The sequence below is a fragment of the Flavobacterium sp. UBA7680 genome, assembly GCF_002482975.1.
Classification (GTDB): Bacteria; Bacteroidota; Bacteroidia; order Flavobacteriales; family Flavobacteriaceae; genus Flavobacterium.
On sequence record NZ_DLHA01000043.1, the window covers coordinates 99,981 to 120,610 of the forward strand.

At 33.3% G+C, this 20,630-nt stretch carries 15 protein-coding genes; 8 read left to right on the top strand and 7 right to left on the bottom strand.

Annotated elements, in window-relative coordinates; translation table 11 throughout:
- Nucleotides 1-112 precede the first annotated feature (112 nt).
- Complete coding sequence (locus B3C18_RS19015; protein ID WP_291150242.1) at nucleotides 113-859, bottom strand: ThiF family adenylyltransferase; 747 nt, start codon at nucleotides 857-859, stop codon at nucleotides 113-115.
- A 151-nt stretch (nucleotides 860-1,010) separates the two neighbouring features.
- Nucleotides 1,011-3,725, bottom strand: coding sequence for a S8 family serine peptidase (locus B3C18_RS19020; RefSeq protein ID WP_291150244.1), 2,715 nt, complete (start codon nucleotides 3,723-3,725; stop codon nucleotides 1,011-1,013).
- Nucleotides 3,726-4,291: 566 nt separating this feature from the next.
- Between B3C18_RS19020 and B3C18_RS19025 the strand changes: the two genes are divergently transcribed.
- On the top strand, nucleotides 4,292-5,122 hold the full coding sequence (locus tag B3C18_RS19025; protein ID WP_414655356.1) for a M57 family metalloprotease: 831 nt from the start codon (nucleotides 4,292-4,294) through the stop codon (nucleotides 5,120-5,122).
- 182 nt (nucleotides 5,123-5,304) lie between these two features.
- Here the strand turns inward: B3C18_RS19025 and B3C18_RS19030 are convergent, their stop codons facing one another.
- From B3C18_RS19030 to B3C18_RS19040, 3 genes are all read right to left on the bottom strand, one after another.
- Nucleotides 5,305-6,096: a polysaccharide lyase gene (locus B3C18_RS19030; protein ID WP_291150248.1), complete on the bottom strand. Its 792-nt coding sequence runs from the start codon at nucleotides 6,094-6,096 to the stop codon at nucleotides 5,305-5,307.
- Between the two features lie 588 nt (nucleotides 6,097-6,684).
- Nucleotides 6,685-8,685, bottom strand: coding sequence for a RagB/SusD family nutrient uptake outer membrane protein (locus tag B3C18_RS19035; RefSeq protein ID WP_291150250.1), 2,001 nt, complete (start codon nucleotides 8,683-8,685; stop codon nucleotides 6,685-6,687).
- 13 nt (nucleotides 8,686-8,698) lie between these two features.
- Complete coding sequence (locus B3C18_RS19040; protein ID WP_291150252.1) at nucleotides 8,699-12,085, bottom strand: SusC/RagA family TonB-linked outer membrane protein; 3,387 nt, start codon at nucleotides 12,083-12,085, stop codon at nucleotides 8,699-8,701.
- A 517-nt stretch (nucleotides 12,086-12,602) separates the two neighbouring features.
- On the opposite strand from B3C18_RS19040, the gene B3C18_RS19045 reads away from it, so the two are divergent.
- The 7 genes from B3C18_RS19045 (at nucleotide 12,603) to B3C18_RS19075 (ending at nucleotide 18,994) form a co-directional block, all read left to right on the top strand.
- On the top strand, nucleotides 12,603-13,280 hold the full coding sequence (locus B3C18_RS19045; RefSeq protein ID WP_291150254.1) for a DUF6134 family protein: 678 nt from the start codon (nucleotides 12,603-12,605) through the stop codon (nucleotides 13,278-13,280).
- A gap of 18 nt (nucleotides 13,281-13,298) precedes the next feature.
- Entirely contained in the window at nucleotides 13,299-14,330 is a 1,032-nt protein-coding gene (locus tag B3C18_RS19050; protein WP_291150256.1) for a sterol desaturase family protein, read from the top strand.
- Nucleotides 14,252-14,536 (top strand): hypothetical protein, encoded by a 285-nt coding sequence (locus tag B3C18_RS19055; RefSeq protein WP_291150259.1) that lies wholly within the window; start codon nucleotides 14,252-14,254, stop codon nucleotides 14,534-14,536. The genes B3C18_RS19050 and B3C18_RS19055 overlap by 79 nt, the downstream gene beginning before the upstream one ends.
- A gap of 37 nt (nucleotides 14,537-14,573) precedes the next feature.
- A complete protein-coding gene (locus B3C18_RS19060; RefSeq protein WP_291150261.1) occupies nucleotides 14,574-15,179 on the top strand; it encodes an RNA polymerase sigma-70 factor in 606 nt (201 codons plus the stop codon).
- Complete coding sequence (locus B3C18_RS19065; RefSeq protein ID WP_291150264.1) at nucleotides 15,176-16,156, top strand: FecR family protein; 981 nt, start codon at nucleotides 15,176-15,178, stop codon at nucleotides 16,154-16,156. Before B3C18_RS19060 ends, B3C18_RS19065 begins: the two co-directional genes overlap by 4 nt.
- A 12-nt stretch (nucleotides 16,157-16,168) precedes the next feature.
- Nucleotides 16,169-17,932 (top strand): hypothetical protein, encoded by a 1,764-nt coding sequence (locus B3C18_RS19070; RefSeq protein ID WP_291150266.1) that lies wholly within the window; start codon nucleotides 16,169-16,171, stop codon nucleotides 17,930-17,932.
- 69 nt (nucleotides 17,933-18,001) lie between these two features.
- Complete coding sequence (locus B3C18_RS19075) at nucleotides 18,002-18,994, top strand: endo alpha-1,4 polygalactosaminidase (protein ID WP_291150269.1); 993 nt, start codon at nucleotides 18,002-18,004, stop codon at nucleotides 18,992-18,994.
- Nucleotides 18,995-19,063: 69 nt separating this feature from the next.
- On the opposite strand, the gene B3C18_RS19080 is transcribed toward B3C18_RS19075, so the two are convergent.
- On the bottom strand, nucleotides 19,064-19,447 hold the full coding sequence (locus tag B3C18_RS19080) for a VOC family protein (protein WP_291150272.1): 384 nt from the start codon (nucleotides 19,445-19,447) through the stop codon (nucleotides 19,064-19,066).
- Between the two features lie 208 nt (nucleotides 19,448-19,655).
- A complete protein-coding gene (locus tag B3C18_RS19085) occupies nucleotides 19,656-20,582 on the bottom strand; it encodes a glycoside hydrolase family 16 protein (protein ID WP_291150275.1) in 927 nt (308 codons plus the stop codon).
- Between the last annotated feature and the right edge of the window lie 48 nt (nucleotides 20,583-20,630).

The following is a 20,630-nucleotide window of genomic DNA, read 5'->3' on the forward strand; positions in this document are numbered from 1 at the left end:
GACTCAAAATTTTAATAAAAAAAGCTGCTTCAAAATAATTATTTGAAGCAGCTTTTAAGAAAAATCTTTTAAATTAGAGAAAATAAACTATGAAAATAGATTTTGTAAATTTCTATTTGATCGTCGTCAAATAAAACTCCGGAAATACTTTTACGGGATTATTTGCAGCGATATCAAACGCAATATTGGCACAAATTCCGGCAACTAGCGAGGATGCAATGGAGAGTTGTGGAGGAGAAAGATTTTTACCTTCATTTTTATATTGCTCCAGGATTTCTTCAAGCCATCGCTGAGGTTTTTCCCAAAATCTCATATAATCTAAAACATAATCGACTACATTAATTTCGGTAAATTTTTCATTTGGTTTTCTCAAGGATTCCAGTCCTTCTTCATCTGAAATAACTAATACCAATGCGCCCCATCCCAAATTATACGGATGCAAAACAGGTATTTTTTTCTTTTGGCAGATGGAATCAAACATAAGCGGAACATCTGAAGTAAAATCCAAAGCGTTAATAGCAATTTTATAATCTGTTATGTATTCTTCAACATTCTCCGGCGTTAAAAAACAATTGTAAATCGTAATTTTTGCGTTGCTGTTAATAGAAAGTAATCTTTCTTTAAGGGCTTCTACTTTTGGTTGTGAGATGTTTTTTTCAGTATAATTCTGTCTGTTTAAATTGGATAATTCGACAATATCTCCATCAATTATGGTCAGGGTTTCAAAACCTAATCTTAATAAACATTCTGCAATAACACTTCCAATTCCGGCTCCGCCTAATAATATGGGTGTGTTTTTTATGGTTTCCTGTTCGTCAGGAGTAATATAAAGCCTATTTCTTATATGCCGTTCATTCATGTTTATTTTTTTACAATAATTAAATTTTATTTTTTTTGAGTAGAGATAGGGGAGAACAAAAATACCTGAATTTTATAAGATGTGTTATTTTATAAATCTATTTCATGGCTCAATTTTGCCTTGCCCTAAAAATTAAATATCTAACGATAGCTTAAAAAACTTCAATTTTTCCTGTCTGAATTTCGCCTAAACTTGTAATTATTTTATAGAGATAAATTCCAGAGGAAGGATTTTTTAGATTGATGTTATTGTTTTTAGAAAGTAATGGGGAAGTGATAATATTTTGCCCGCTGATATTGTATAAATAGAAAATAGCGTTTCCTTCTTTTTGGGTCTCAATATTTAATTCTACATTTTTGGCTAATAGGGTGGGATAGACAAAAAACAAATTATCACCTAAATAATTAGTATCCAGAATTAGAGAACTTACTATAGTATTGTTTTCTAAAATTATATTTATTTTGTACTTATTGCTGCCTTTTATTGGCGTAGCATCTAAAAAAGTGAATGTTTTTGAATTGATATTATTTATTGTGCTAATAACATTTTCGTCATTATTAATTATTTTCACTAACTCAATTCTTTTTATATTGAACAAGCTGAAAAGACTGGCATTAATCTTTACGTTGTTCTCGTCATAAACTTCGGCAAAAGCCAATTCGAAATAACAATTTGAGTTTTGAGCATACTGTAATGTTGATTCACTTTTTATTCCTTCACTATTGTCAAATACAGGAATAACGGTATAAATTTTTCCATCAGTATAAGTATAAACAGTGTTTGTTGTCTCCTCTTTAAATTCTAAATGATCTCCTGCCAGTTGGTAAATATTAAATGAAGCAACGTCAGCAGGTTTGTCCCAATTAATTTCTGTTGTGCCATCACAAACTAAACTGTTTCTGATATTTAAATCATAAGAAATCGTAAAGCTGTCAGAGACATAATCGGTATTATCAATGGTCATTTTTAATTTTGCTTTTGAAAATTTTTGTTCTGCAGGTGTATAAGTAAATTGTTCATTATCCAGATTTATATCATTTGCAATAATTTCCCAAGTCTGCCCATTATTGTAGCTAATAGACAATTGCGCAGAGATACCAGAAAAGGAAGAATTCCACTTGAAAGGGGAAATAGTCTTGCCATCATAAGGGAAATTATCATTCTTAACAGGGTAATTCCATTCAAATTGATTTTTCAATTCATATTGATAAGCGATGCTGTATTCTTGAGATGCATTCGATACATATGAGCCAATAACATTAATAGTATAAGATCCTGATGCAGGGTTTTCAACAGTTACTTGCTCTATATTATTAATTTTGTCTTTTCCTCTTACCGCTGGCTGATCAGGAATATCAGGATTAAGAATCCAAGGCAAAAAAGTAGTGTTGTCAGCCGAAATAACTTCTATGTCTAAATCGTTTACCAAACTTATATTACTATTGATTGCTGCAGGTAAATCGTTCCACACTAATGTGATTTTTAAGTTTTTTGCATTTGTAGGAAGCGTTATGGTATGTGAATTGGTTTGTCCTGATATTAAATTACCGGAAATAATTCTGTTTTCACTGATCGTTTTTAAACTTTTATCAGCATTGATATTACCATAACCATAGGTGAAATCCGGGCCTGTGTTACCTAAGTCTTTTGCACTATTAATTAAAATTGCTTTTGTCTGGTCATTCGTCAAAGAAACATTGTTTATAGTTTTATAATGTTGTTTCATAAGCGTAATAATTCCTGTAGCTAATGCCGTAGAATTTGAAGTTCCTTGTGAGCTAAAAGCTGTTAACTCTGGTTTTATTCGGCCGTCATAGGCTGGACCTTTTGAAGAAAACGGCATAATTACTTCGTTCTGGTCAATACAGCCAAATACGATACTATTTTTGGATTGCTTGAAATTACCGGTAATAGATTTATAACCTTGAAGTCCGTTATTACCGGAGGAAAAACAATGCGTTAAATCCGTATTTAAGAATAATTGAGCGTCATAAGCATTAGCGAGCGAGCCATAAAAATTTTCAATTTCTGTACCGTAGGAATGATTTTGAGTGGTTGCACCTTGTAAAGTTGTTACTTCATCAGGATAAATATTTAAAAAGTCAGACGATTGTATTTTAGCCTTTTGAGCGACTCCTTTTCCTAATGCAGAACTGTTTCCTAATCCGGAAATTATAGTTGCCATTGCCGTAGCATGGCTCGATACAACAGCAGATTGTGTTGAAGAAGGAATGTGTTTATTTAACAGATCAATATCATTTGCATCAAAAAAATCATCTTTGACAGATGCAATTTGATTTTCGCCAGTTAAAAGAGGAAAATTAACAATGGCTTTATTTATAGAATTGATGCTGAAATTTTGATCTACTATTTTTGATTCGCCTTTTGGCAGTAATGATTCCTGTGAAATAGAAGATACACTATTCAAAGCTATCACTTCATCCATAATTTTTTTGGAATCACTTTTTATGATTACAAGATGGTTATTGAGTATTTTGATGTCAGAAATGTTCCTTGATTTCAAATCACTAATTAATGCTTTGATAGTGTCAGTCGCTATTATATACTGCTTGTCTTCGTTATGATTTGAAAAATTGGAGGGTAATTTCCATAAACTATTAACGGGAAGAATTTTTTTTAAAGACTTATTAGATTTTAAACTTTCATTTTCGACAATACAAAAAGTACTGTCTAATTTTTTTACAATCTTGTATTTGTTGTGATGTGCATTTTCTAAAGATGTAAGATAGTATTTCTCAAATTTTGTTTCGTTTTCTTTTTTTATGTATTGTTTCCATCTTTCAGCATTTTGCGAGAGACAGATGGTTGTTATCATAAAAAGGAGAAAAGTAATTGGTTTCTTCATTTACTGTAAATGTTAGGGCAATTGCAACATTGTTTTCAATCGTACAAAATTGACTATTTCAGATCTTTATTACTTCTTGATGGAGATAAAGCAAAGATGAAATTAGTATTCAATTATTTCTCTTTGAAATATTTATCAGTTGCAGGTAATTCAAAGTTATTAAAATATTTGTAAAAATTTTATTAGTTTTTATTTCATTCAATCTTCAAAATGTGTAAGAATAATTCTTTTTTGTCACCTTTTTTAATTTTAAATAGCATCAAAAAGCGTAAAATCATTTTTTAAAACCTTCTAAGTAAAATTAAATTTAAAAATAAGATTATTCTGTCTAACAAGTTGATTTGTATTTAATTATTGATTTTACTGGGCTTGCCGTAATTATAAGATAATTTTTATAAATAATTTTTATAAAAATAAGACAGCAAAAAGTGTTAAAAATGTTAAATATTCAATTTATAAGTATTTTAAGATTAAAATTTACATAAATTTGGATATAAATATTGTTAATATTTTGTAAAGAACCCCCTAATTTATCAAATTGTTTAAAACCAAAAGAACTACTTATTATGAAGAAAATTAAATCAATTTTAGCGTTGTCATTTGTAGCGCTAGCCGTATTGTCCTGTAATAAAGAAGAAGAAGCAGGTCAATCAAATCAAGAATCTCTTAAAGTAACACAAGATGTGTTAAATAAAATAGATGCACTTGCATTAAATAACAAAGATGTTCAAGTCATCAAAAACACGAAGTTAGATGGCACCACTGAGGACGCGTTCCTGATAGAAGGTGACATTATCGTGACACAAGAACAATTAAACAAAATGGATATTCATGGTGGTATTACTACAGAACAATACCGTACTACGAATTTAGTATCTGCTCCAAGAACTATTAAAGTTGTTGGATTAACAGGGACTGGTACAACAGCTCTGTCTACAAATATGCGTGCGGGATTGCAAGCGGCAATAAATAGATATAACAATTTAGGATTGTCTATTAACTTTACACTTACCTTTAGTTCAAGTACTTCAGGTGCAAATATCGTTGTCCGGAGACAAACTGGCTCTGCGGGTGGAGTAGCAGGTTTTCCTTCAGGAGGAGCACCTTTTAATTCAGTTACATTATATTCTGGGTTAGATTCTTATTCAACAAACGTAAATGCACACGTAGCGGCACACGAAATTGGACACTGTATTGGTTTACGCCATACAGACTATTTCAGCCGTCAGAGTTGTGGTCAGAATTCAAATGAAGGAGCATCTGGTGTTGGAGCAATTCATATTCCGGGAACACCTACAGGGTATGACTCAACTTCTTACATGAGAGCATGTTTCTCTTCAAGTGAGACTGGAGCTTTCAATGCTAACGATGTTACAGCTCTGAATTATTTATATTAGAAATTAGAGGATGAATTAGAGTTCTCTTTACAAAATATAAGAGGCTGTTTCATAATTTGTGAAGCAGCCTCTATTTTATTTGGATATTTCGTTCTATACATAAAAAAGCCTGCAAATCTTGAATTTGCAGGCTTACCCTTTTTTATTTTATTGGGGTCAAATTATTTAAAGTTATTTAAATATTATAGAGCATCCCAAGAAGCACTAGGATAATAAATTGAACTTGTTACAGGAGCTTTCCAATATTCCTGGCTACCGCCACGGAATGTGTGTAAACTTACTGCATTAACATTACGTTTGGCATCGTTAGTCACCCAGCGAATAGTTTGATTTAAAATCTCTGTACCATTTACATAATATTTTACGTATCCGTTTGTACTTGATCCAGTATTTAACTTAACAGATATTTGACAGTTGTATGTCACGTTTTCCTGTATATAGTATTTTTTTCCAAAATCATTACCAAATTGTCCAGGCTGATCTCTGTAATAAACGTAAGGCTGAAGATAAGCTCCGCTTCCTTTAGCAGAGTTTGATCCATTTGGGCAATACCACATAAATCTTGCACTACCGCCATTACCATCCCATCCCGGATCGCCACCAGTATTTTGATCACCAATTAGGATACCATATCCGCATTTTCCGCCACGGCTCCAATAGAATCCAGAGTTAAATCTCATTTGGAACCAAACCGTGTAAACGCCCGTTGACCAAACACCATACGATGTACATAAACCACCAGGACATGATAGCGTATTGGTTTGCAATGTGATCGTTCTCGGTCCGGCGCTTCCTGCTAATGCTTCAGCAAGAGGGTCTGCCGCTGCAGTGTTTGAAGAAACTTCTTTGTTATTGCTTTCCTGCGCTTCTTTGTTAACGCTTTGCGGCTCAATTACTTCTTGTTCCTTGTCGCAGGAATTAAATACTAATACTGTAATAAATAGGAAACTTGTTAATTTTAGGAATTTTTTCATTTTTAAATAATTAAAGGTTAGTAATAATTAATTTAATGGTTAGTAAAATTGATAGTTAAATAGCATTGGCTGCAGAAACAAAAAACTTTTCAGTTCTCAAAATAAGCATCAATGTATACGTAAGTAAAAATGTTTTTATTTACGTATGGGTCATGCAATTTGTCTAGACATTGCTTTACATACAAATTACATTTGCGGTGGTTGCGCACTTAGTAATTTGACAATGTAAAGTTGATTAAAAACAATTCGAAAGGGGAGTAATAAAGTACGTAATTGGGTACAAAAAAATCTTGTATATGTATTTTGTGCATTTTTTTCAGGTTAAAAAAATGGGATCAATAAAAAAAGAGCAAAAAAAGCAGACAAAGTTTAAATAATTTGAGATTTAGTATTGTCTATTTTAAAAAAGGCTGTATATCTATTTGATTTGGAGAAGTTTGATGTTAATTGAAATAGATAAACAAGATTCCCCGAAATAAAAAAAGCGAGTTAAATATATTAACTCGCTTTTTGCTTTAGCTTTCTTTTGAATAAAGCTATTTATTATTGATCATTTTCTAAATCCTCAATTTAAGGTAATAAAGAGATTTAAATTTTGCTTTCATCTTCAACAGCATCCTGCCATTTATCCCAGATTTTAACGCCTGCATTGTAACCACTATAACCAAAGTTCTGACTTAACTCACCTTTAAGATTAGGCTCTATAGCAAGTCTAAATGGAATTGGCCAGTAATTATTACGTTTGTCCATAGTATAAAACTTTACACCCGGTTTAAGAGAAATACCTGCGGGATATTTGTTGTAAAGGGTGTAATGTACAATACGCTGATACCAATAACTACCTCCGCTTGCATCTGTTCCAGATTGTTTATCCCAATTTGTTAAACTGTAAGTATGACCCCACTCATCTGGTTTACCACTCATTGCTAAACAGTGTGAAATACGTTTTAATTCAACATTTCTCCATTCTTCCATATAAAGTTCTCTTCCTCTTTCTGCACAAATATCACCAATAGTCACTGTAGAATACATTTGCGAAGCTTTTGCTCTTGCTCTTACAACATTAACATCCTGAGCTGCTCCGGAAACATTTCCTTGATAAAAACGAGCTTCTGCACGTAATAAATAAGTTTCAGCTAAACGATATATGTACATGTGAGCGCTTGATCCGGCAGTAGCTCCCTGAAAATCATTTGCTGCAGGGTTAGCTTCGGCTACAACATCATGATAATAGATTTTATAATGCGGAAAATCAAACCAGTCACGAATAGAATCTTGAGCTAACAATTTGCCAGCTTCTCTCATTCTAAAATTCTGCCCAGCCCATGTTGCACTTCCCCCTGGCCCGGGAGCATATTTAAGGTCTTCCATATTTACCCAGTTTCCAACTGTGCTGTTATGTCTAAGATCCTGCTTGTCTTCAATATTGTTTACAACCCACATAGGATGTTGTGAATAATAAGAACCACTAATAGTACCAATACCACGTCCTATTGCTCTTTGATAATCATATTTTGCGTTATAATTCGTTTTATCAGTCAATGGAAAACGCGGTGCAGCTGTTTTACCATCAGGAGTAATCAAATTGGCATCATTCCAGTTAGGGCTAAAAATTCTCATCGAAGCAAATGCTAAAAATGATTGTGCTCCTCCATTTGGTGCAACCAAGATAGCTTCAGTATTAGCAGAAATTACTTTGTTCTCAGGTCTGTGCAAATCCCAGATTACGTTTCTTGTAATTGGCCATGCCGTAGGATTTCCTCCCGGATCAAAAATTCCTAAATTGTTTTGTACCAAAGTATAACCTGATTGACCAATTAAAATATTAGCCTGCGCTTCAGCTTCTGCAAATCTTCCGGATGCTAAATAACATTTAATTAGTAACTGACGGCATGCTCCTTTGCTAACCATACCAACATATCCTATTTTTGACTGCTCTGGTACATATTGTACAGCTTTCTCCATATCTGCTGTAATCATTTCAATGATGGCTTCCTTTTTAGTAGAATAGTAACTTTGCTTTGGAACTGACAAAATTTTAGTAATCAAAGGAATGTCTCCGAATTGATAAACCAGATTTAGATAACGGTATGAGCGGTGAAAATAAGCCTGCCCAATATATTTATTTTTAACCTCTTCTGATAAACTTGTCACACTGCCAATATACGATAATACAGTATTTGCATTTTTAATACCAGTATAAGCTTCGGTCCACATAAACCCAAGATAAATAGATTCTCCACTTGGATCTCTTCGAAAATCTCCGGTAGGAACAATAGTATTCGCATAATCAGCAATATTACTTCCTGTGTCTGTTTTTCCATATTGAGCCATGTCCGAGAAAAGATACTCAGTACCAATAGGTACACTTACACCAGAAAAACCATAGTGAATATAATTATTACGCAGCTGTTTATCGCACAGCGCTAAAGTTGCCTGTAACCCGGCTTCTGTAGTAAATGTATTTCCAGGTTCGTAAAATGAAAGCGGATCTGAATCGAGAAAATCTTTTGAACAAGAGCTAGATAATACGGCCAATAGAACAAAGGGCACTAGTCTTGTAACTTTATTTTTTATATATCTTTTCATTGTTGAATAATTATTAAAGTTGGAAATTAAAACCTAAATTAAACTGTCGTGTAGCTAATCCTCCTGTTTCCGGATCTCCAAAATATTTCCATTCTTTAGAAGCTGACCATGTTGCTACGTTTTGAACAGAAGCATAAATTTTTATATTTTTAATATGCGCACGATCTAAAAGATCTCTAGGAAGCGTATAAGCTAACGAAATGTTATCCAGACGAATAAAACTACGATCATACAATCTTCCTGGTGCAACCGGAGTTCCTGCAGGGCCTTTTGCATCAAGACGTGCCCAGTCATTAGTTGGGTTGTCAAGTGTCCAATACGGATTTACATATGGATTGAAGTTGAATTTATATAAACTGGCATCGTTGAAAGTGTTCATATAAGTTGAACTAAGTGATTTACCTCCCATATTTGAATACATACTGATAGCCAAATCCCAATTTTTATAAATTTTAAAATCATTACGCATTGACCATTGCACAGGAGAGTTTGAATTACCTAAAAACTGCTTGTCTTTTTCATTATAAACCGCTTTTTTATAAGGAGTACCATCTGGATCTACCGCATCTACATCATCTGCTGTATAGCTGTTTGCAACTTTTGGGTCTCCGGGACGCTGTCCATATCTTCGAGCCTCTTTCCATTCCTCTTTTTGCCATATTCCAGTTACTCTGTAATCCCAGATCTGACTAATTGGTCTGCCTATAAACCATCCATTAGCAGAATCATTTCCTTCTTGTCTCCCAATAACATTACCATTTTCATCTTTAATATCTACCATATTGCCATATAATGACACAATTTTATTTTCGTTATAAGAGATTCCAAAGGTAGTGCGCCATTCAAAGTTTGGCTTTTTCATATTAAGACTGTTAATACTCAATTCAAAACCTTGATTTTGAACCTCTCCAAGGTTGGTTGTAATTGATGAAAAACCAGTAAAACCAAGTAAGGACTGACTCATAATCATATCATGTGTAGATGCTCTGTAAAGGTCTAAAGTAGCAGTGATACGATCATTTAAGAAACCTAAATCAAGACCAATATTTGTTGAGGTTGTTTTTTCCCATTCCAAATCTGGATTAGCCAAACGGTCAAGTGCTAAATATTTAATCTCTAGTGCTTTTCCTGAAGGGTCTAAATACCCCATCGTTCCGGTATTCACCAAGTTTGCTAGAGAAACGTATGGGTCTGCAAGCGATCTGTTTCCATTTTTACCCCAAGACAAACGCAATTTACCGGTACTCATCGCATCTAATGGAAACCAGTTTTCATTTTTGAAGTTCCACGCAACTCCAAAAGAAGGGAAAACTGCGTAAGGATTTGAAGATCCAAATGCTGAATATCCATCTCGGCGTATAGTCGCTGTAAGCATATAACGATTATCAAACGAATAGAAAAGTCTTGCCATCAATCCATCTGCCGTTTCATGGGTGTCGTTTGATCTAAGTGCACTATTTGCCATTGTTGCTGTATTTACAAGGTGGAAACCTAAAGCATCTGAAGGCTGAATATTATAAGCATCCATTCCATCTGACCAATAACGGCGCTCTTCGGCTTCTTGTACAAAAGTTGCAACGATGTGATGTTTTTCAGCAAATGTATAATCCCACGTTATGGTATTATTTAGGTTGTAATCAAATCTTATGGCATTATTTCTATTTACTCCTGTGGTAGCAGCAGGCCAGTTTGGATTTTGTGTTGACCTGAAATAACGATCATGGAAAAATTGATAACGAGGAGCAATGTTAAATGAATACGTAATACCCAAAGGTAAAGTTACCTTTGTATTAAAAATAGAATTCAACGTTGTATATCCTGTCTCCTTGTCAATAAATTGGCGTTCGTAATAATAGTTATAATTCTGTCCAGAGACATTTTTTCCCATTGGCTGTCTTTCATAATTGCCATTTGCATCTCTAAAAGTTCCAAACGGGCTGGTTCTCATCATGTTATTATCCCCGGCATTTGTACCCAATGAAGGCGTAATATCTCCATCTGAACGATCCTGAAAATTAATGTTTGCCCCAAAGTCAAGCCAGTCTGTAATTTTAGCATCAACTTTCATGTTAGAACGAGCTGCTTTATAATCATTTCCAACAATTGCTCCTTGTGAGGTTAAATAACCAAAAGACATGTAATAATTAACTCTTTCGCCTGCACCGGAAATACTCAAATTATTATCACGATTAATCCCCGTTCTAAAAGAACTGTCACTCCAATCGTGTGTTTTATCGTCAAGGAAATTAGCCATCAGCGAAGGATCAAAATTCAATCCCAAACGTGCTCCCCATACTTCTTTAGAACTTTTCCCATTTGTTTGGGCAGCTGGCTGATAAGCTAACCATTGCGCTTCTGTGATTCCCCATTTACCTAAATCATTAGGATTTGAGAAATACCCTGGTTTACCATTAGCAACTGTTCCTGATATCCATGCTTCGTATTGTCCGGTTGCTGTGTTGATACCATAAGTTTGGGCAGTTTCCCAATCTTCACGATATTTTAAATATCCCTCTGGAGAATATACACCGCGATAGGCGCTCTTATTACTAATTGTTGTGTTTGTAGTAAAACTAATCATAGGTTTACCTGATTTACCTTTTTTAGTTGAAATAAGAATAACCCCTGCTGCCGCTCTCGATCCATACACAGATGCCGCCGATGCATCTTTTAAAATATCAAGCTGGGCAATATCATCAGGATTGATTTCTGATAGCTCACCATAAAATTGCATTCCGTCTAAAATAATAAGCGGTGAATTATGAGGTCCTCCCGTTTTTTGATCATTACCGGTATATACAGAAGTCTGCCCACGAATTTGGATATTTCCACCTCCTTTTGCAGATGGGTCATAACCTACTCTTAAACCTGGAGTACCTCTTAATATATCCTGAACAGTCTGCGGATTTTGGTTCGCCAGTTTATCAGGTGTTATCTGAACAATTGCCCCCGTTAAATCCTTTTTCTTCATTTTACCATACCCTACAACCACAACTTCATCTAGTGATGTTGTTGCTTTTTGGAGTTTTACAGTAATTGAAGTTTCTCCTTTTAAAGTAATCTCTTTGGTTGTATAGCCTAAATAAGATATTATCAGGACAGCATTATCATTATCTGTTTTTAAAGTAAATTTTCCATCAAAATCTGTTAAAGTAGAATTTTTACTTCCTTTTTCTAAAATAGTAACTCCCGGCAGCGGCATACCATTTTCATCATTAACTTGTCCCTTGATGTTTTTTTGTTCCAGTACATTTTTTAGGTTAGTTGTACTCTTTGAACTAATTGCGTAGCTATGAACCTGAGATAGAGAAAATAATACACAGAGCATCATCATTTTCTTTTTCAAATTAAACACAGATTCGCAATCAGGACTTTTTTTGATCCTAATTAGATTTGTCATTTTTGGTTTTCATTTTTGGTTAATAATTAGTTAGTATGAAAATCACTATGGTTTGGGTTAAGTGGATAAGTGATTAACTGTGCAAAAATGAATAATAATGGGTTTTGTAAGGAGTAATAAAATACGAATTAGGGTATTCAAAAGTCTTGTGAAATAGTTTTTGATATTTTTTTAACCTTAAAAATTTATTATTGTAAGAAAAAGTATTAAAAAAATATTGAATATATAAAAAACGGCAATTTCGGTCTAACTAGTAATGGCTAGCATACTTTTTTAAAACGATTAAATGGATTTATACCTGAAAAATCAGCATCCTGCAAAATCTGTACATTTATTATACTGCTAACAAATAAGTATTTATGCCAAAACCATTTGTTGAGGCTTTTGAGCAGTTCCATCCATTACTTTTTTTGAGTTGAAAAAAAAATTTCATTTTGAAATAGGGGTAAAGTGTTATTCGGTTGTATTACTGCTGTAGCAAGAGTACAATTATTAACTTTTAATCTCCAATTGCCTTATGATACTTTTAATTATCACTGCCGCATTACTATTTTGGTTATTTAAAAAATGCGTTTCCCTGCATGAGATTTTCAGTTTTCAAACCATAAATCTTCAGGTAAAATCTGTCATGTTCTTTTTTCTTTCTACAGCTATCTCTTACGCACAGGAAAAGACCGTAAACTATAATGTACTTCGAAATGGTGCTGTCATTGGGCAAATGCAGTTTTATCAAAACAATAATAATGGTGAAGTTTTTTTGAAAATTTCTTCGGAAGTAAAAACCCGATTGATTTTTGGTATTAATGTAAAAACAGAAGAAGGTTCACATTTTAAAAACGGAAAATTAATATCCTCCTACGTAAAGCGTCATGTTAACGGAAAAGAAAAAGCCAATAAAACCACGCAGCTCATAGATTCAAATTACAAAACTTCTGACGAGAATAGAAAGGGAGAAATCAAACAACAATATATCAATTATAATCTGATGCTGCTTTACAGTAAAGAACCTGTAAGTGAAGACAAGGTTTATTCAGATAGTTTTCAGCAATTTTTAACGATCAAAAAAACAGACAATCACTCGTATCGTATTGAATTGCCCGACGGAAATTATAATGATTATCATTTCCAGAATGGTATATGTCAAAAAGTCGAATTGCATCATTCTCTATTTACAATCAACATTCAAAAAGCATAAATCAATCAAAAAATCATCATGATAAAAATCATCAATTACCTGTTTATTAAGCTGACCATTTTTGGTGCAAAGCCCATTGCAATGGATAGAATTTATGAAGTAGAAAAAAGTGCTCCCAATTTAATAGTTTATGCGCTGCCCGTTGTATTGTTTTTTACGGTACTGGAATTTGTCGTTTTTTATTTTTTAGAAAGAAAGGAATACGATAAAAAAGAAACTCTGGGATCTGTATTAATAGGTCTAGGAAATTTAACGGTTAATTTAATAATGAAAACGGGACTGCTTTATGCCGTAGTCGAAATTTACAATATTCTTCCTTATCGAATGGAGTTTAACTGGTGGAGTTTAATTCCGTGTTTTATATTATATGATTTTAGTTCGTATTGGACACACCGAATTTCTCATTACTGCCGATTTTTCTGGGCGACCCATGTCGTGCATCATTCTGCAGAACAATATAATCTTACGGTAAGTTTTAGGCAGAGCTGGTTTCAGTATATAAAAATTGTATTTTTTATTCCGTTAATTTTTGCCGGTTTTCATCCAGCTGTATTTTTTATTGCCAATCAGCTGAGTGTTTTATATCAGTTTTGGGTGCATACGGAAGCCATTGGAAAACTGCATCCTTTTGTTGAAAAATATTTCGGAACGCCGTCTAATCATCGTGTACATCACGGAAGTCAGGAAAAATACCTCGATAAAAACTTTGGTGCGACTTTCATGATTTGGGATCATTTATTTGGTTCTTTTCAATATGAAGAAGAAAAACCGTGCTATGGAATTACGAGTTTGCTCAAAAGCAAGCTAAATCCTTTATATCTTAATATACATGAATTTCAGGATATTATTAGGGATGTAAAAAAGGCAAAAGGTTTCCGGAAAAAGATGTATTACATTTTTGCCAGTCCCGATATTATTGCCAAAAACAAATTAAAAAAAGAAACAACTCAACCTCTTAAACTGCCTATATCATGCCAACAAGTCAAGAAAAACAACAAACATTTCAACAACAGTTATTCGAATACTTTAGCCGAAAAGATAATTGTGTAAAAACCATTGGTAATGAAATTGTAATTACCGAAGGAACAGATAAAGGATTATCTTTTACATATCTCTCAGATCACAGCTGTATTGTTCACTGTTATGAATTTAGCCTGAATACAGATCTCGATCTCGATACCACGATTGATGCATTTATTCAGCTATTGGCCAGTCATAATATCATATACGATCAGCCGAGTCCTTCTTACAATTAATCAAAAAAATAATATTAAATATAAAAAGTATATATCTTTGATTGAATGTCAAAACGTAATAGTGGAGTATAGTAATATAGATCCTATTAGTTCTATAAAGAACGGAAACGAAGCAGCTTTTGAAAAGGTTTTTAAAACGTATTTTAGAAACCTTCATGCGTTTGCCTACACTTTTATGAAAGATGATAGTATTGCCGAAGAGATTGTACAAAATGTGTTTTTTAGGATTTGGGAAAAAAAAGAACAATTGCAAATTGACGATTCATTAAAAGCGTATCTCTACAGATCAGTTCATAATGAAAGTCTCAATCACCTCAAACATCTCAAAATAAAAAACTCATTTCAACTCCAGTATTCAGGTAATATGGAATCCTCAAATCAAGATGCCTCAAACCAAATGGTGGCAGCAGAACTCGAAAACGATATTCAAAAAGCAATCAGCGAATTGCCTCCGCAATGCCGAACCATTTTTCAAATGAGTCGTTTCGAACAGCTCAAATATCAGCAAATAGCCGATCAATTGAATATCTCGATAAAAACAGTCGAAAACCAAATGGGCAAAGCCCTTAAAGTATTACGATCAAAACTGGTTGAATATCTTCCGTTTCTATTATCCTTATTACATTTAATCCGAAGATCATGAGCCAAAACAATATGAATATGAACGATGATTTACTAGTGAAATATCTAGTTGGCGAAACTGATGCAGACGAAAATGCAGCAGTAGAATTTTGGCTTAAAGCCGATGAAAAAAACCTGAATTACTACAACGGTTTTAAGAAAATTTGGGAAGACAGTCTTTTAATTGCCGCCGAAAATAAAACCATAGATGAAGATGCGGCCTGGAAACGGCTGCAGAACCGCATTCATGATAAAGATGTTGAGGTATTAACGCCTAAAAAATCTTCCGTCTATTGGCTGCGTATTGCAGCTTCTATTCTCTTAATTAGTACTTTAGGATGGCTTGGTTATTCTTATTTCGAAAATAAATCAAACACATTAATTCAGATATATGCTTCAAACTCTACTTTAAATGATACTTTACCAGATGGTACAACGGTTACTTTAAATAAAAATTCGTCTTTGTCTTATGTCAGCAAGTTTAAAGGCAAAACCCGTCCTGTTACCTTAAAAGGTGAAGCTTTTTTTCATGTTTCTCCAGATAAAACAAAACCGTTTATTATTACAATTAATGATGTTACAGTACAAGTCGTAGGAACTTCTTTTAATGTGAAAAACAAAAACGGAAAAACAATCGTAGATGTTGAAACCGGAATTGTAAAAGTGAGTAAAAATAAAGATCAGGTAGAATTAAGACATGGCGAAAAAGTTGTCATTGCTGATCATAAACCGGAATTATTAAAAAGTACCAGCAAAGGCAGATTGTACAATTATTATCGAAATAAAGAATTAGTTTGTGATGAAACACCATTACAGGATTTAGTTGAGGCACTTAATGAAATATACGATGTCAATATCATCATTAAAAATCCTTCTTTAAAAGAAAAACCATTAACTACGGTATTTAAAGATCAATCCTTAGATCAGGTTTTAGAAATAATTCAAGAAACCTTCAGAATCGAAATTGAACGTAAAAACAATCAAATTTTATTAGAATAATTCCTTTTTTATATGCCCACCAATTCAAAATTTACTTTTGTACAAGTTTTATTCTTACTTATTTCAAGTGCTTTTTTTGGCGCTCATGCCCAATCTATCTTAGATACCAATATGTCTATAGATGCAGATAAAAAGCCATTAGGTAATATTCTGGATCTAATGGAACAAAAAGGAAACTTCAGGTTTGCTTATTACAGCAAATTAGTTGTAAAAGATAGTGCCGTTACCATTCATTCTAAGGAATCTACGATAAAAGATGTTTTAGACCAGTTACTAGGGAATAAGTACGAATATAAAGAATCAAAAGGATTTATCATTCTGCGTTATGCGCCTTTAGAACTCGCACTTGTATTAGAAAAAAATAATGTTGTGGGCGATCATCAGGTGGTAAGCGGTTACATAATGGATGTAAAAACTAACAAGCGAATTGAAAACGCGAGTGTTTACGAAAAAAATGCCTTGCAGTCTACCTTAACAGATAAAGATGGGATTTTTGAACTTAAACTTAAAAATGTACTTGAAACCATTGAATTGACGGTTGTAAAAGAAAACTACAAAACCATTACCACCATTTTTCTCTCAGAAGTTAAAATTCAAATGGGTTCCAGAAAATCCAACTCAGACTATGTCGATGGTGATTTCTCTGCCGTTGAACGAACAGGAATTGGACGTTTCTTTATTTCTTCCAAACAAAAAATCCAATCACTCAATTTAGGAGGATTTATTTCTGAAGTTCCGGTACAAGCTTCCATAATTCCGAGTTTGAGCACGCGCGGGATGATGAATTCACAATTAAACAGTAGTTTCTCTTTAAACTTATTAGGAGGATATACGGGCGGAGTTCGCGGTTTAGAAATGGCTGGTCTTTACAATATTACCCGAATGAATGCCAATGCCTTGCAAATGGCTGGTATATTTAACACGGTGGGAGGTTCTGTAAATGGAGTTCAATTAGCCGGAATTTATAACAATGTTTTCGGCGATTTAAACGGACTTCAAATGAGCGGAATCCATAATAGTATAAAAGGCTCGCAAAATGGTTTACAGCTTACTGGTATTTACAACAGTGTACAAAAGGATTCTAAAGGAATGCAAATGTCTGCTATTTATAATACGGTAAAAGGTACTCAAAACGGATTGCAGATTTCGGGTATTTATAATTCAGGAAGCGGAATTGTTCGCGGCGCCCAAATAGCAGGAGTTTTAAATTATGCTAAAGAATTAGACGGATTCCAGTTTGGATTAATCAATATTACCGATTCGCCATCAGGTTATAGTATGGGATTATTGAATTTTAAAAAGGATGGTTACAAAAAAATCAGTATTACCAGTAATGAAATTTCCGATATAAATGTTGCTGTAAAAACTGGAGATAATAAACTCTATACTATTTTGATGGCAGGAAGAAGCGAACGAAGTGACGAAGAAAAACTAACTTCTTTTGGAATAGGTTTTGGAACAAATATCCTTTTAGGAAAACGCTTTACTTATAATCCTGAAATTAGTTCACAATACCTTTATTTAGGAAATTGGGATCGTTATAATTCTTTATCTAAATTCGATTCGCCTTTTACTTTTCGTATTTTTAAAGGTTTAGCCATATCTGCGGGACCATCTTTCAATATTTATACTTCTGAAAAAAGAGATAAAAATGCTCCGGATAACAATACTTCAACTTTTGTTCAGGATCGAACCAAACGTTATAATGTCATAAAAGATAATAACAAAGGCATAAGCGGATGGGTTGGCTGGAGTTTTGGTGTTACGCTGTTTTAAAAATATTTAAAAATGTATCATAAATATTTTTTTTCTGCGTTAAATACAGCAAAGCAATTTAAATAAAACATGAAAAAAAATCTCATATTATTAATTTCTATTTTTTCGCTCCTATTATCATGTCAGAAAGATGATATTCATGATTCTGATAAAACAGATAATGATACAGAATATAAAGAGGAAATGCGGAAATTTGTAATAGGGATAAGCCAATATGCAAAATCTATAAACCCCGCATTCAACATTATTCCTCAAAACGGTATCGAGCTGGTTTCAAATAATGGAGACGTATCTGGAAGTCCTCATTTGGCTTATCTTAATGCTATTGATGCCAATGGTCAGGAGGATTTATTTTTCGGATATGACCAGGATAATGTTGCTACAGGCAATAAGGATAACACTTATCTGCGAGAATTACTGAATATATCCAAAAAAGCAGGAAATGTGATCTTGGTAACAGATTATTGTTCAGATCCGTCTAAGATGGAGAGTTCCTATCTTCAAAATCGAAATGCCGGTTACGTTTCGTTTGCTGCTAATGAAAGAGAACTAAATAATATTCCGGCTTTTCCAAATCCAATTTATCAGGAAAATTCAAATGCTGTCACTGAGATTTCTCAGGCAAAAAACTTTCTTTATCTCATCAATCCATCTAAATTCAATAGTAAGAGTGAATTTATCAATGCTGTAACTTCGACAAACTATGACCTTTTGATTATGGATTTATTTTTTACAAACGGAACGTCTTTTTCTAAAACGGAAATAAATCAGTTAAAAAACAAAGCTAATGGAGGGAAAAGACTAGTGATTTCTTATATGTCTATTGGTGAAGCAGAGAATTACAGGTATTACTGGAAAGACAGCTGGAGCAGCAGCCGTCCTGAATGGCTGGATGCTGAAAATCCGGACTGGGCAGGGAATTTCAAAGTTAAATATTGGAATGCCGATTGGCAAAAAATCATATATGGTGACGAGAATTCATATTTGAAGAAAATAATCGATGCGAATTTTGATGGCGTTTATTTAGATATAATAGATGCTTTTGAGTATTATGAAAAATAAATTAGTTTTGGTTTTTCGAAAATTCTCCTATGCGATTATTTTGCCACAAAACTTATAGTGATGAATCTTTTACAATGGGTAGCCAATTTCCCAAATATGTCCAAAAGGATCTTTTAGCTTTCCAATTCTCCAGTCTTCTTCTGTTTTTATGGGACAAATTTGTGCAGCGCCATATTTTAATGCATTCTCAAATATTTGATCTGCATTTTCAGTCTCTAAAATTATTCTAATCGGCGTATTAAATGAGTTAACAATTTGATTGCCATCACAAGGTTCTTCGTCGCTTAGATAAAATTCAGCATCTTCAATTGTGATTACTGATGATATTTTATTGTTTTCAAGCAAATATCTTTTTGACTCAATTGCTCCAAAAGCATTGATATAAAAATCAACTGCTTTTATAGCATTGTTTACTGTAAGAAAAGGTTTGATTGTGGTTTTAATTCTTATCATCTCAATGAAATTAAATGAGTAAATATTATCTATATAAAAATAAAAAATTAAACTGATTTTATAGTTTTAAAACCGTTATATCCCAATCAAAAGCAATTTAAAACAAAAAAACCTGCAAATCAATGATTCGCAGGTTTACCACATTTTATGGTTTTTTGAAAAGACTGAAAAACTTTCTTTTTGGCTTTTATATTCTTTTTGTGGAGTATTAGATTGGTCTTTTATAAACCGTTACATCATCTACCCACATCATTGCAGTTGAAAATAAGTTAATTTTATTAGGGTCAATAAAATTAGAATCTTTTGATCCAACATTCAGATTAAATATAATAGAGTGTGGTCCAAAATTATTTAAGTTAAGATTGCCTGCACTGCTATTTGTATACGTTGAAACCGTTATATTATCAACTTTTATAGTCACCGTTACAACATTGTTTTGCATTTTCCAAAATGATTCATATAAATGCCATCCGCCATTTCCGTTAATATCGAAATTACCCGGATAGTTTCTTTCTGCAGCGTTTCCTAATAAATTTGCTCCGGAAGAAGTTCCATAAAAAAGATTTGAAGTAAAACGACTTGCATTAGGGGCAAAAGAATAACCTTCCATGATATCTATTTCTCCTTTGGTTGGCCAGGCATTTTGCTGCACAGACCAAAAAGCAGGCCATGCACCGTAAGTTTCTGTGAAAGACTTGTAAGTTCCGCCATCCATTGCTATTAATTTAATATTGGCAGAAAGCATATACTCTGTATTGTTTTCAGGCTTATATTGATAATTAGAAGAAATGAACCCCGATTGATATTTATACGTACTCAATTTTGTAGTCTTGATTTCCAAACATTGTTTTCCATCTCTCCATTGTATTGTGGGTACTGAACTATAATAGTCGCAATACCAAGAATTATAATCTGCTCGCTGCTCCTTTGTCCATTGTGACAAATTTGAACCTACATCAAATGTATCTTCAAATTGTTTGACCCATGGCGCACCGGCTACTTTGCTTGTACTGTTTTTTGTACTTGCACTTGCTGATTGGTCTTTTGCACTTGGACTTGCGTCATCTGCGCAGGATGTAAAACCTAAACATAATACACATGTAACTGCTAATGCTAACAAATTTAATTTTTTCATAATTTAATTTTTTGGTTTATTAATAGTTGAAGTAAAGTATTATAGTTT